This is a genomic window from Roseivirga sp., assembly GCF_965216855.1.
Lineage (GTDB): Bacteria > Bacteroidota > Bacteroidia > Cytophagales > Cyclobacteriaceae > Roseivirga.
Window position 1 is genome coordinate 4,033,560 of sequence record NZ_OZ244204.1, and the last position, 13,207, is coordinate 4,046,766.

General features: G+C 38.8%; 13 protein-coding genes. All 13 read left to right on the forward strand.

The annotated features are described in order from the left end of the window. Positions 1-15: 15 nt before the first annotated feature. The gene (gene asnB, locus ACOOEY_RS17735) at positions 16-1,908 is read left to right on the forward strand and encodes an asparagine synthase (glutamine-hydrolyzing) (RefSeq protein WP_420386067.1); all 1,893 of its coding nucleotides are present in this window, start codon (positions 16-18) and stop codon (positions 1,906-1,908) included. Between the two features lie 96 nt (positions 1,909-2,004). Beyond that, the gene (locus ACOOEY_RS17740; RefSeq protein ID WP_420386068.1) at positions 2,005-3,000 is read left to right on the forward strand and encodes a glycosyltransferase family 4 protein; all 996 of its coding nucleotides are present in this window, start codon (positions 2,005-2,007) and stop codon (positions 2,998-3,000) included. Then, complete coding sequence (locus ACOOEY_RS17745) at positions 2,997-4,139, forward strand: glycosyltransferase family 4 protein (protein WP_420386069.1); 1,143 nt, start codon at positions 2,997-2,999, stop codon at positions 4,137-4,139. The genes ACOOEY_RS17740 and ACOOEY_RS17745 overlap by 4 nt, the downstream gene beginning before the upstream one ends. Next, complete coding sequence (locus tag ACOOEY_RS17750; RefSeq protein WP_420386070.1) at positions 4,136-4,885, forward strand: cytidylyltransferase domain-containing protein; 750 nt, start codon at positions 4,136-4,138, stop codon at positions 4,883-4,885. The genes ACOOEY_RS17745 and ACOOEY_RS17750 overlap by 4 nt, the downstream gene beginning before the upstream one ends. Then, positions 4,875-5,801 (forward strand): phosphoglycerate dehydrogenase, encoded by a 927-nt coding sequence (locus ACOOEY_RS17755; RefSeq protein WP_420386071.1) that lies wholly within the window; start codon positions 4,875-4,877, stop codon positions 5,799-5,801. The genes ACOOEY_RS17750 and ACOOEY_RS17755 overlap by 11 nt, the downstream gene beginning before the upstream one ends. Beyond that, positions 5,798-6,682, forward strand: a complete 885-nt coding sequence (locus ACOOEY_RS17760; RefSeq protein WP_420386072.1) for an NAD-dependent epimerase/dehydratase family protein — start codon at positions 5,798-5,800, stop codon at positions 6,680-6,682. The genes ACOOEY_RS17755 and ACOOEY_RS17760 overlap by 4 nt, the downstream gene beginning before the upstream one ends. Then, positions 6,682-7,347, forward strand: coding sequence for an HAD family hydrolase (locus ACOOEY_RS17765; RefSeq protein WP_420386073.1), 666 nt, complete (start codon positions 6,682-6,684; stop codon positions 7,345-7,347). Before ACOOEY_RS17760 ends, ACOOEY_RS17765 begins: the two co-directional genes overlap by 1 nt. 4 nt (positions 7,348-7,351) lie before the next feature. After that, positions 7,352-8,458 (forward strand): glycosyltransferase, encoded by a 1,107-nt coding sequence (locus ACOOEY_RS17770; protein ID WP_420386074.1) that lies wholly within the window; start codon positions 7,352-7,354, stop codon positions 8,456-8,458. 329 nt (positions 8,459-8,787) lie between these two features. After that, entirely contained in the window at positions 8,788-9,570 is a 783-nt protein-coding gene (locus tag ACOOEY_RS17775) for a hypothetical protein (RefSeq protein ID WP_420386075.1), read from the forward strand. Next, positions 9,564-10,823: a hypothetical protein gene (locus ACOOEY_RS17780; protein WP_420386076.1), complete on the forward strand. Its 1,260-nt coding sequence runs from the start codon at positions 9,564-9,566 to the stop codon at positions 10,821-10,823. The genes ACOOEY_RS17775 and ACOOEY_RS17780 overlap by 7 nt, the downstream gene beginning before the upstream one ends. Continuing rightward, positions 10,813-11,886 carry a glycosyltransferase family 4 protein gene (locus ACOOEY_RS17785; RefSeq protein WP_420386077.1) on the forward strand — a complete coding sequence of 358 codons (1,074 nt, stop codon included), beginning with the start codon at positions 10,813-10,815 and terminating at the stop codon, positions 11,884-11,886. The genes ACOOEY_RS17780 and ACOOEY_RS17785 overlap by 11 nt, the downstream gene beginning before the upstream one ends. After that, positions 11,873-12,496 (forward strand): sugar transferase, encoded by a 624-nt coding sequence (locus ACOOEY_RS17790; RefSeq protein ID WP_420388665.1) that lies wholly within the window; start codon positions 11,873-11,875, stop codon positions 12,494-12,496. Before ACOOEY_RS17785 ends, ACOOEY_RS17790 begins: the two co-directional genes overlap by 14 nt. Beyond that, a complete protein-coding gene (locus ACOOEY_RS17795; RefSeq protein ID WP_420386078.1) occupies positions 12,496-13,134 on the forward strand; it encodes an acetyltransferase in 639 nt (212 codons plus the stop codon). Before ACOOEY_RS17790 ends, ACOOEY_RS17795 begins: the two co-directional genes overlap by 1 nt. The last annotated feature ends 73 nt before the right edge of the window (positions 13,135-13,207 follow it).

A 13,207-nucleotide genomic window follows, 5' to 3' on the forward strand; every position in this document is an offset into this window, starting at 1 on the left:
AAATCATCATAAAGAGTGTGTGGTATAGCAGGGTTTGTTGATTTTTCATTCTCCTCCGATCAGTCGGTTTTGGAGAGAATGACTAACACTTTGGAGCATAGGGGGCCAGATGGGTCTGGTTGCGATGTATTTGATCTTCCTGAGGCAAGAATTGGTTTAGGACACAAAAGGTTATCTATTCTTGATCTGTCTGAATTGGGGAGACAGCCGATGTATTCCAAGGACGAGAGTTGTTCAATTATATTCAATGGTGAAGTTTACAATTTTCTTGAAGTAAGAGCCTGGCTAACTAAACAAGGACATACCTTTAAATCTGAATCAGATACTGAGGTGATTCTAAGAGCACTCATGGTGGAAGGGGTCGATGCAGTTGCCCGCTTTCGTGGTATGTTTTCTATTGCGTTTCTGGATGGAAGAAAGAAAAAGCTCTGGTTGATAAGAGATAGAGCGGGTGTTAAACCCCTTCATTATACGGAGTTGGGAGATACTTTCGTTTTCGGTTCTCAGCTTAGGATTTTCCATCAACATCCATCCTTCAACAAAGAATTGGACCTAAATGCTGTGGCTCAGTTTCTCGATTTTGGATATGTCCGACAGGACAGGTGTATTTTTAAATCAGTCAAGAAGCTGCTTCCCGGACATGTACTAGAGTTAGATTTAACGAGCAGGAAGGTCATTATCAAAGCCTATTGGAGTCATGCGAAACTATTTGAGCAGCCAAAACTTTCTCTAAGTTACCAGGAGGCGGTAGAAGAGTTAGAAAAACAACTCATTGAGGCTTTCAAACTCAGAATGGTTTCAGATGTGCCCGTGGGTGTGTTCATGAGTGGAGGGATAGACAGCACTACAGTGGCCGGAATTTTACAAAAGCACTATGGATCAATTTCTACCTTTACCATAGGTTTTGATGATGAAAAGTATAATGAAGCCGATAAGGCTAAGACCATTGCTAATCATTTAGGGACGGATCACCATGAAATGTATTGCTCAGAGAAAGAGCTCCTCGATATTTTTCCGAAGTTAAGTGACATTTATGATGAACCGTTTTCGGATAAATCAGCTATACCCTCAGTTTTGGTAAGTCAGTTCGCAAGGTCTAATGTTACAGTGGCACTTTCTGCAGACGGGGGAGATGAAGTTTTTGCTGGTTACAATAAGTACTTTGATACATTGAAGGTGTTGAATAACCTAAAAGGTTCGAAGACAAGAGTTACTAAGAAGCTGATCTATGGGGTGGTTTACCATCAACTTGCTGGGTTGCTAGGATATCAGAGTAAGTTATACTCGAAAGCATCTTCTGAATTAAGGCAGCTGAGTGCTTTCCCTGATATTGTTACCATGATGATAGAGGGGAATAGAACATTTGGTACTAGAGACCTTAAAAAGTTGATCAATACATGGGATACTGATGAAAGTTTATATCAATCTCTGGATTTCCGATCGGAGATGGATGAATTGGATAAACTTCAGACATATGATTATCAGGATTATCTGCCGGATGATATTCTTGTCAAAATGGATCGAGCAAGTATGAGCGTAAGTCTGGAAAGCAGGGAGCCACTCCTAGACCATAAGATAGCTGAGTTTGCAGCTCGATTGCCATCTGATTATCATTACAAAAATGGTGTCAGCAAAAGCTTACTAAGGAGCGTTAATGAGAAATACATCCCTCAAGAATTGACTTCAATAGAAAAGAAAGGTTTTGCGGTTCCAAAAAAGAAGTGGTTAGATACTCATCTACAGCCCTTTGTTGATGAGTATCTCGATGAAACTCATGTGAGAAATATGTCTTTTTTTGATGAAAATTATGTGAGAGACTTATTGAAAGCTTTCAAGAATGGCAGAGGGCATAACAGAGTATGGAATCTTCTCATCTTTAGCATGTGGTATGAGCGCTGGATGTCTTGATATAAGCTTATCCCTATGAAGGTTGTTATAATAAACAAACACTTTAGCAGAGTATTAGGTGGCTCCGAGATTCAATGTCACCAAATAGCAGAAGCCATGCATACAATTGGAATAGACCTCTGTTACCTGGCAGTTGATGGTGTTGATGATGGTTTTAAAGCAGACTACCCTTTAAAGGAGGTAGAAAATAATGCTCATGGCATTGTTAACGCCATACTTCAGGAACAGCCAGACGTAGTGTATTGGCGATTTAATAAACGATTTTTGGCTTCGGTGGTCGGACCTGTAAAGAGTAAGAATATTAGTATCATTTTTTCAGTTAGCCATATCCTTGACTTAAAGCCTTACTATTATAAATCAATACCTGGTCTTAATCTATATGGAAGGCTAAGAAGACAATTGAGCCACTGGATTCGAGGATGGCATTATGCAAAAGCCTTGAAGCAAATTGATGGTGTTGTCTGCAACAATGAAGATCATTTGGAATTCATTAACCATAACAATAAAGGATACATCCCTAACTCACCCTTTCTAGAGAAGAAATCCTTTGAATGGCCAAGACCCTATATTGTGTGGGTTGGTAATTTAAAGGCCCACAAACACCCCGAGGTTTTCATTCGACTGGCTGGGGATTTAGCTGATATTCAGGTTGACTTCATCATGGTAGGAGAAATTCAGCAACAAGCATACGATTACGTAAAGGAAGGGGGCGATCTACCTCAGAATTTCTATTACTTAGGGAAGAAAGGTATTCTGGAGACCAACGGAATAATTGCTGGATCTCAATTTCTTGTACATACCTGCGAGGCCGAAGGATTTCCAAATGTATTTCTTCAGGCATGGGGGTATGCTAAACCTGTTGTCTCACAACTTTTTGACCCGGGAGGACAAATTGAAGAAGGAGATGCAGGGTTCTTAAGTGGTAATTATGGTCAATTGAAGACAGACTGTATGAGACTTATTGAGTCACCTGAACTCCTCAGAAGAAAAGGGGAGAATGCTAAGGAGTTAATTGAACAGAGGTTTGTCAAGGAGCAAAATATTAAGAGCTTACTCAATTTTTTGAATCAGACTCTCCAGAAATCTAAATGAGTAGAATAGCATATCTTTCTGATTCATTGATACCTTCCCAACGGGCTAATAGTGTGCATGTCATGCATATGTGCAATGCGTTTCAAGAGCTGGGTCATCATGTTACTTTGTTTGGACTTGGAAAGAAAAATCAGGATTTAGATCAGGTCAGATCCTGGTATGGAGTTAATGGTTTTAGTCTTGATCTTACCACCACACGTATTCCAAAACTCACCCTTTATTGGCATGCACGGAGAATGCTTTCAAAGATAAAAAAGCAGAAGCCCGATTTTGTCTTTGGTAGATCACTTTACGGTTGTGCACTAGTAGCAAGCAAAGGATATGATGTCATTTATGAGACTCATGATCCTGTTCGGGTGATGTCTGAAAAACAGAAGAGAGCCTTCTTCAAATTGTTAGAATCAGGAAACTTAAAAGGGCTCGTGGTTTTAAGTGATGCATTAAAAACAATATTGATTGATGAGGTTCCCAAACTTAGTCCTGAAAGGATTCTGGTAGCACATGATGGAGCCACTATAAGAGATTATGACTTGTCAGAGTTGGCCTCTTACAAATGGCCTCTTACATCTGAGGACCGACTTCAGGTTGGATACCTCGGTACCATTTCTCCAGGTCGTGGTATTGAAATGGTAGTTTCATTAGCAAAAGAAAATCCCCATTTAGACTTTCATATTGTTGGTGGATATAAGGAAGACTTAACACATCTGAACATTGCTTTGGAATCAATTTCAGAGAATCTCTTTTTTCATGGGTTTGTATCACCACGAGAGGCAGCAATGGCAAGAAAGAAGTGCGATATTTTGCTGGCACCTTACCAGGACAATGTTACCATTAGAAGTGGTAAGAATACAGCTGAGTATATGTCTCCTCTCAAGATATTCGAATATATGGAAGCCGAAAAGCCAATCATTTGTTCAGACTTGAAAGTGCTTCGAGAAGTTCTTGAAAATGACAAGAACTGTATACTAGTCTCTGCATCGAGAAAAGAAGAATGGCAGGAAGCATTGGATAGGCTGGTAAATGACTCTAAATTGAGAGCAAATCTGGCGCACAGAGCTAAAGGAGACCTTGTTACCAAATATTCTTGGAAACATAGAGCTCAAACTATACTTAAGTTTAATGAATTGAGAAATATATGAACGTAGCCATTATCACTGCCAGAGCTGGTAGTAAATCCATTATTAACAAGAACATTCTTGAGGTAAGAGGTTATCCACTCATCTACTATCCCATAAAAGCTGCTCAGGAGGCATTAAAAATCGATAAGGTGTTTGTCTCTACTGATGGTGAAGGAATTGCAAAGGCTTCAGAGAAATATGGTGCCACGGTAATCCCGAGACCCGATGAACTTGGAGGAGATACTGTCAACCATGGGGAGGTAATTAAACATGCCGTTGAATGGGTGAATGAAAAGTATGAAAACCTGGAAAATGTCGTACTGCTATTGGGAAATACTGTTTATGTAGATGGGTCAATAATAGACAAGTGTCTTCAAAAACTGGATGATGAAACGGAATTGGATTCATGTATGACAGTTTGGGAAGCACAGGATGATCATCCCTTCCGGGCCATGGAAATCAGCGAAGAAGGACTTTTGAGACCTTATGGCAACGTAGAAAGAAATGTCTCCACAGAAAGACAGTCCTACAAGAAAGCCTATTACTACGACCAGGGCGTATGGGCATTTCGTAAGTATACTGTGCAATCACACGATGGGCCTAATCCATGGTGGTGGATGGGTAAGAAAAGTGCTCCTGTCTTAAGAACCTGGGTGACAGGGAGAGACATTCACACTTACTTCGATGTAGGTATCAGTGAATGGTGGCTCGATGGACTGGATAAAATTAAAGAGGTATTGAATAAAAGCTCAGAGGATGGCTTATAGAATTTTAACAACGACCTCATCTTTTGGAAAGGTTTCTAATGAACCGTTGGAAATGCTACGTCAGGCAGGCCTGGAAGTAGTTATTAATCCATATGGTAGGACGCTCAAAATTGAGGAATCTATAGAGATTTTGCCTGGTTTTGACGGATTGATTGCTGGAACTGAGAAGCTTAATGAAGAGGTATTTACAGCATGTCCGGACCTGAGGTATTTATGTCGTTTAGGAGCTGGAATGGATAGTGTTGATTTCAAGGCTGCTGAAAAACATAATGTTGTTGTTGAGAATACTCCAAGCGCACATGTAGATGGAGTAGCTGAACTTACTTTAGGTGGAATTTTGTCCAGCTTGAGAAGGATTGGTCCTTCTCACGCCAACTTGACCAAAGGAGTATGGAAGAAACCAATGGGGGGATTACTTACTGGTAAGACTGTTGGTATTATTGGTTTGGGACAAGTGGGGAAAAGACTGGTAGAACTACTGAGTCCATTTCATGTTAAGGTGCTTGCATTTGATCTATATGAAGACTTGGAATTTGCTTCAAATAATAGAGTAGAGTATACCGGTATAGACAATATCGCCCGTTTGTCGGATATTATTTCTATTCATACTCCATATACCGATAGCTCACGATATTTGATTGGACCAGATTTTCTGTCTAAGGTTAAGTCCAATGTAATGATTGTGAACGCAAGTAGAGGAGGATTGGTCAATGAAGAGGCACTTGTTGAGTTTTTGAAGAGCAATTCTGGAGCGTCAGCTTATCTTGATACCTTTGAAAAGGAACCCTATCAAGGTCCATTATGCGATCTGGAGAACTGTACTCTTACTCCACATATTGGTTCATACGCAAGTGAAGTAAGAATTCAAATGGAGATAGAGGCAGCTCAAAAAGTCATAAATTTTTTCTCTAAATGAGTACTAAAGTATTAGTAACCGGAGCGTCTGGATTTTTAGGAAGCCATATTGCAGATGCACTTTCTGACAAAGGGTATGAAGTGACAGTTTTTGATATTGTAGAATCACCCTACCTGAGAAGTGATCAAAAATTCATACAGGGTGATGTTACGGACTTTCAAGCTCTGTCAGAACAATTAAAAGGCTTTGACTATGTCTATCACTTGGCGGCACTGGCTGATTTAAATGCGGCAAAAACCCGACCATTGGATACAGTTGCTATCAATATTCAGGGAACTGTCAATATGTTGGAAGCGGCTAGACTCAATGGAGTCAAAAGATTTGTATTTGGGTCTACTGTTTATGTGTATAGTCGAGAGGGTGGTTTTTATAGATGCAGTAAGCAAGCCTGTGAAAACTATGTTGAAGAGTACTATAAAAAGTATGGTCTTGAGTATACGGTACTGAGATACGGAAGCCTTTATGGACCAAGGACAGATATGGCCAATGGAGTGTTCAGACTACTCAAGAATTTTATGGACAATGATGCGATGGAACATAGTGGACGTTCAGACGATAAGAGAGACTATATACATGTATATGACGCAGCAAGGTTAAGTGCTTCTATCTTGTCAGATGACTATATAAATAAAAATCTAGTGCTCACAGGCAATGATAAGCTCACCATATCTGATCTTTTCAAAATGTTTGGTGAAATACTGAATAAAGATACTAATGTGCGGTATTTGGGAGACGAAGGGCTTGGTAATGGCCATTATAACATTACACCTTACGCATATACACCTAAGATTGGTCATAAACTAGTGTCTAATGAGTATGTAGATATGGGTCAGGGAATTATTCAGGTAATCGAAGAGATTCAGTCAGCAAGAGAAAATTAATGATGAAAGAAATTATTCCAAGCCAATCTCAATTGCTGGGGTATAAGTGTATGTTCTTTGATTTTGATGGTGTAGTTCTCGAGTCAGGTGACATTAAGACAGAGGCTTTTGTAGAACTCTTCAATGGTTTAGGTATCGAAGATGAGGTAAAAGAGCATCATTTGGCAAATCAGGGAGTTTCCAGATATGACAAATTCAGGTGGATTACAGAAAATTTACTTGAGCGAGAATACAACCCCAGTATTGAAGAGGAACTAGGAGCTAGGTTTGCATCAATAGTGAAGCAAAAGGTGATAGAATCGCCATTTGTAGAGGGATTTGAGGCTATGATTCAGGCAGTAAGAGATGCCAAAATCTATTGTGTAGTAGCATCTGGAACACCACATGAGGAGCTTAATTCTATCATCCGGTCAAGATCAATAGATAGCTGGTTTGATGAAGTTTATGGAAGCCCCAGAAAGAAAGATGAAATTGTGAAGATGGTACTGGCTGATAAAGGTTTTAAGAAAACCGAATGTCTTTTCTTTGGAGATGCAAGTACTGATTTTGAAGCAGCCGAGCAGGTAGGTATAGATTTTTTCGCCCGTTTGACTGATGAATTAGCGCCTTATTGGGAGCAAGTCACTTATACATTTGGAAAGAGAAACTTCTCCCAATTATTCTGATAATTTGAAAACCCGACTAAAAGTTCTTTTTGTTAGGCCAACGCTAGGTTATGGAGGAGCGGATAGGGTCACTCTGAACTTACTGCAAGCTTACGACAGAGAACATTTTCAGTGTGATCTGGCATTAATGAGAGCGGAAGGAGATTTTATTAGTGATTTGCCAGGTGATGTAGAACTCTATGATCTCGAGGCTAAATCCCTCTGGTCAATGTGGAGGCCATTAGTTTCTTTGATAAGGTCCGGTAAATACGACATAATCTATTCAACCTGTGGTGGAGCCTCTATGCCAATGATGCTGGCTGCAGGTGTTTCTCGTTTCAAAGGAGTGACAGTGGTTTCTGAAAGGAATATTCTATTTCCTCCCAATAAGAGTCGATGGAAGAGAAGGGTTATGATATGGGTAAAAAGTGTCTTATACAAAAGAGCAAGTTGGGTTACTGCTGTTTCGAAAGGGGTAGAGAGGGAATGTATTGAAATGCTTGGGGTAAAACCTCAAAAAACCATTGTGGTAAACAACCCTATCATCAACCAAACACTGCTACAAGGAAAACAAGAAGAAGTTCATCATCCATTCTTTCAAAAGTTTGATCATGTGATTTTAGCTGTTGGGAGGTTCGAATGGCAGAAAGATTATGATACGCTTCTTAAAGCCTTTGAACTCCTCTTTGAAAAATTCTCTGTGGGTTTATTTATCCTTGGTAAAGGACCTTTACAAAGCAGGTATGAATCTATGGTACAGGAGAAGGGCATGATGGCCTCTGTCTGCTTTGCAGGTTTTGACAAGAACCCTTTTAAATTCATGAGTCATTCATCTGTATTTGCTCTTTCGTCCAGACATGAAGGTATGCCCGGAGTTTTGATCCAGGCCATGGCTTCTGGCGTATCATGTGTTTCTACTGACTGTCCTACCGGACCAAATGAATTAATCAATGATGGTCAGAATGGGTTTTTGGTTCCGGTTGAGGATTATAAGTCACTTGCAGAAAGAATATCTTTATTACTCGAAGACCAGTCATTAAGAAGGAAGTTTATTTCTGAAGGTGCCATGTCGGTAAGAAGGTATGAAGAAATGCCTGGGGTACAGTCCTACTTTAATTTTCTTGTTTCATGAAAGTGGCGATAGTGATTACCAATCCAAATCATCATTTGGAAATGACGATAGGGGTAGCATTAAGAATAAAGGAGCTGGGACACGATCCATACTATGTTTCTCTTTGTGAAATGAGGCGGATGAAGACACCAGTGGAACAGTTTGATCAACATGAGATCAAGTATTACGCTCAGAGAGCAATATCAGAGGACCTCAAACCCAGCTCTGGTGCAAAGACACTTGGTGGTAATCAATCAATATTAAGGAATCTTTTACGTAAGGTATTCTGGTACCTCAAAATCAGACCGTTCGTCATCACAAGCCTTAAATCAGCTTCAGTGGTACTTTTGATGAATGACGCAGCCTTTCCAGGAAACAAAATTGTTAGCTGGTTGAATAAAAGAAAAATACCTTTTTGTCTACTGCAGGAAGGGATCAGGTTCCCTTTGCCAGGAGAATCAGAATCAAGTTATGGTTCCAATGGAGCAAAGAGGTTATTTGCCTGGGGGGAGAGGTCATCGAACTATTTTAAGGGAGTTACACAGCCTGAAACAGAGATAGTCATTACAGGATCTCCTCGCTTTGATCAATTTGCGGAACAGTTAAAAGGACTGAATAAGTTGACAGAAGGCAGAGTCTTAGGTGTTTTCACAAACCCAATTGATGATCAAGGCTTTTGTACAAAACAAGAAAAGTTAGACTTGTTTGAAGGGTTTGTGATCAGAGCTACTCCCTATCTAAAAACTAATAGTATACGGCTAGGTTTGAAATGTCATCCCAGAGAAGATATTCATGAATATGTTGAGATTGCTAATCGCCATTACATAGCATTTGAATTAGACAAGGATATTCGGAAAGCAATAGCTTCAGTGGATGCTGGAGTAATTATGGCTTCTACCGTAGGATTGGAGCTACTTGCAGGAAATAAGCCAATTGGTCAATTGGAGATACCGGGACATGGGTGGGTTTTCGATTATATAGAAGCTAATTCCACCTTGAAAATCCCCGTTGAGGGTAGTTTTGACTTATCCTTACTATTTGATGCCCCAAAAGAAACTTCTTATTTTGGAGAACATATTTCACTAGGAAATAGTGTAATTCGAATTACAGACGAAGTACTGTCTCTATGTTAGGGCTACTAAAATATACATTAGGAGCGAAGGGCTGGTTAAGGGCTTGGGCGATTTATTTAATGGCCTTTCCATTTTATTTTTTTCCAGCAGGGAGCGCACAACCTTCAGATATTTTTATTGCCTTGATTATTGGCCTCTACTTCCTTACCCAAGGCTTCAACTTATATAGCGATAATAAGGATGTATTTAATAAGTTCTTAAGGTTCTGTGCTTACTTAACTATTGTCAATTTCGGAGTATACGTAGCATTGCTTGGTTCTAGCAATAAAGGATTACCCTGGTTTATAATAAGCGCATTTTATATCTATAACTTGTTGGTAATGGGTCTTGCTTTGGCCCTATACAGGCAATATGGCCGTCAATTTTTATATACTACTATGTATGCCTGTGTCATGGCCGCTATATTGCAAATAGGGTTGTCATTTATTTTGGATACAGGAGGTGAAGGTGTTAGAGGTGCATTGTTCTTTACTAATCCTAACCAATTGGGGTACTATTCGCTATGTGGATTAGCTATTGTGTTGGTATTAGAATCCATGATTAAGATACCAAAGCTAATAGTTTATCTCAGTTTTTTTCTTTTTAGTTATCTCGCTTTGATTAGTGTATCTAAGGCTGCCTTGGGTGCAATGATTATTCTTTTTGGAGCTTATTTGATTGCCAATAGAGTACTTTCTTTCAATAATATTCTGGCAGTGGTCGTAGTTGGCGGCTTAGGATATTTTGCTATTCTGAATACAGAGTTTGGTAAGAGGTTTCAACGAAATCTGGAGATTAGGGAGGTAAATGAAGCAGATAGACCTGATGAGATAACGGAGTGGCAGTATAGAGGCTATGACAGAATTACTAATCATCCTGGTTACCTTGTATTAGGAGCCGGTGAGGGAGGGTATAACAGGTTTGACACGTTTATTGAAGGCCATGAAATGCATTCCTCAATTGGGACCATTATATTTTGTTATGGAATGCCTGGGACAATACTTTTTGGGATGTTCATTTTGTCTTTGTTAAGAAAATTACCTTGGTATTATCTCATTTATTCTTTGCCTCTTTTTGCCTACGGTTTAACGCATATGGGGTTGAGATTTACAATATTTTGGATAGCTCTGATGATGTTTCCAATTATTAGAGTAGAAATACATAAAAAAAGATTCTTTCTAAAAAGACGTAAGATTGAAGCTACTAAGAATTACTACGGTGCCCATATCTCTAAAACATCTTCTGAAGGGGCAAATGAGATTTATGTCCGATAGAGGAATTGATGTTATAATGGCATCAGCTGATGGAGAGGAAGTTAAAGATATTGTACAGGCAGAAGGGGTAGTACATGTTTCTTTCCCATTATCCCGTTCTATTTCACCTTTTTTAGATATTTATGCGATTATTAAACTTACACTTTGGCTTCGTAAAGGAAAGTTTGATATAGTCCACTCTCATACCCCAAAGGCAGGTTTCGTTGGGATGATAGCATCCTATTTGGCCAGAATACCTATTCGTATGCATACAATTGCAGGAATTCCTTGGATACAATCGTCTGGAATTAAAAGGTCAATTCTAAGGTCTGTGGATCGTTTAATTTATCTATGCGCAACCAACGTATATTCGAATTCTAGAGAACTATTAAAGTTTATTGAGAGAGAACGATTAGTCCATATTAGAAAACTGAATATACTAGGTCTAGGGAGCAGCAATGGAATAGATATGGAATATTTTTCGCCAGAGAGTGTAAACTTGTCAAAAGGCGAGCTAAGAGAGGATTTAGGTATTAAATCAGACTCTTTTGTTTATTTGTTCGTAGGCAGAGTGGTGAGAGATAAGGGAATGAATGAGTTGTTCAGAGCTTTTTCGCAAATGTCTACCGGTTGTAATTTGGTGATTGTTGGGCCTTTGGAAAGCAGTTTAGATCCCTTTGACAGTCAGGCATTAGAATTTTTCCAAAACTCAGAAAACGTACATATGATGGGATATCAAAATGATGTTAGACCATTCTTTAAGCTTTCTGATGTTTTGGTTTTCCCTAGCCATAGAGAAGGATTTCCAAATGTACCTTTACAAGCTTTGGCAATGGAATTACCCTCAATAGTAACTGACATTAATGGTTGTAATGAAATTGTTCAGCAAGAACTAAATGGCCTATTAATTAAACCAAAATGCTCGGAAAGTCTATTAAATGCAATGAATCGGGTGAGAGAGGATCAAAAATTATATGAGCGCTTGAAATACAATTCTAGAAAATCGATGATGAATAGATACGATCAAAAATATGTTCATGAATTAATTTTTAATGAATACCAAAGACTTTATGAATCTGTATAGCAAGTTTTTTAAAAGGTTGATTGATTTAATATTATCATTAATTCTTTTTTTATTGTCTTCACCACTTTTCATAATAGTGTCGATACTTCTATTCTTTTCGAATAGTGGTTCCCCTTACTTTTTGCAAAGAAGGCCAGGTAAACGAGGTAGGATGTTTAGCATATTCAAGTTTAAGACGATGAATGATTCAAGGGATGAGTTTGGGGAGCTCCTTCCAGATAAAGACAGAATTACTGTTGTAGGTAAGTATGTGAGGAGTTTGTCTTTGGATGAAATCCCTCAGATTTTGAATGTCATATTAGGTCAGATGTCCCTGGTTGGTCCAAGACCTCTTCTTGAAGAATATTTGCCTTTATACACTGAAAGTCAAAGACGTAGACACGAAGTAAAACCTGGTATTACTGGATGGGCTCAAGTGAATGGGAGAAATAACTTAGATTGGGAAACCAAATTTGACTTAGATATTTGGTATGTGGATAATCTTAGTTTTATGCTCGACCTTAAAATATTATGGCTTACCTTAATCAAGGTTGTAAAAAGCGAAGGAATTAATAAATATGGAGAAATAGGCATGACAAAGTTTTCCGGTAGTAAAGCAAAATCAGACTAATGAAGAGAATTGCAATTTTTGGGAAGGGAGGATTCGGTAGGGAAGTCCAAATGTTAATTGAACAAATCAACTTGGCTACCCCTGTGTGGGAGTTCGTTGGTTATTACGATGACGAATTTGAATCAGAACTAATAAATGGTTTTCCAGTTTTAGGAAATACTGACGCTCTAAATGGTGTGGACTATGAATTATATGTTGTGATTGCTCTAGGAACCCCTTCAATCAAAAAGAAGATAATCAATTCAATTACCAATTCTAATATTAAGTTTCCAGTATTAATCCACCCCTCAGTCATTATGGGTAACCACAAATGGTTGACTATTGGAGATGGTACCATAGTTTGTGCCGGATGTATTTTAACGGTAAATATTGATATTGGAAAGCATGTAATACTGAATTTAGGATGTACGGTTGGACATGATGCAATTATAGGCGATTTTTCATCCTTCATGCCCTCGGTTAATATTTCTGGAGAAGTCATAATCAATGAGGGTGTATACATTGGTACAGGGAGTAAAATTATTAACCAACTTGAGATAGGACATAATACAACAGTTGGAGCTGGAGCTGTTGTAACTAAAACCCTACCATCTAATTCTGTCTGTGTTGGAGTTCCGGCTAAGCCGATTAAGAAATAAGATTAGTTGTTAGATCATTCATGTGAGATTCCCTACTGGCGTTTTAGTATTTTAATAGGACGGAGTTAGACCA

Coding starts and splice junctions, on each gene's coding strand:
- ACOOEY_RS17740 (WP_420386068.1), top strand. CDS start 2,005: ATGCATACAATTGGAATAGACCTCTGTTACCTGGCAGTTGATGGTGTT.
- ACOOEY_RS17745 (WP_420386069.1), top strand. CDS start 2,997: ATGAGTAGAATAGCATATCTTTCTGATTCATTGATACCTTCCCAACGG.
- ACOOEY_RS17750 (WP_420386070.1), top strand. CDS start 4,136: ATGAACGTAGCCATTATCACTGCCAGAGCTGGTAGTAAATCCATTATT.
- ACOOEY_RS17755 (WP_420386071.1), top strand. CDS start 4,875: ATGGCTTATAGAATTTTAACAACGACCTCATCTTTTGGAAAGGTTTCT.
- ACOOEY_RS17760 (WP_420386072.1), top strand. CDS start 5,798: ATGAGTACTAAAGTATTAGTAACCGGAGCGTCTGGATTTTTAGGAAGC.
- ACOOEY_RS17765 (WP_420386073.1), top strand. CDS start 6,682: ATGATGAAAGAAATTATTCCAAGCCAATCTCAATTGCTGGGGTATAAG.
- ACOOEY_RS17775 (WP_420386075.1), top strand. CDS start 8,788: ATGAATGACGCAGCCTTTCCAGGAAACAAAATTGTTAGCTGGTTGAAT.
- ACOOEY_RS17780 (WP_420386076.1), top strand. CDS start 9,564: ATGTTAGGGCTACTAAAATATACATTAGGAGCGAAGGGCTGGTTAAGG.
- ACOOEY_RS17785 (WP_420386077.1), top strand. CDS start 10,813: ATGTCCGATAGAGGAATTGATGTTATAATGGCATCAGCTGATGGAGAG.
- ACOOEY_RS17790 (WP_420388665.1), top strand. CDS start 11,873: ATGAATCTGTATAGCAAGTTTTTTAAAAGGTTGATTGATTTAATATTA.
- ACOOEY_RS17795 (WP_420386078.1), top strand. CDS start 12,496: ATGAAGAGAATTGCAATTTTTGGGAAGGGAGGATTCGGTAGGGAAGTC.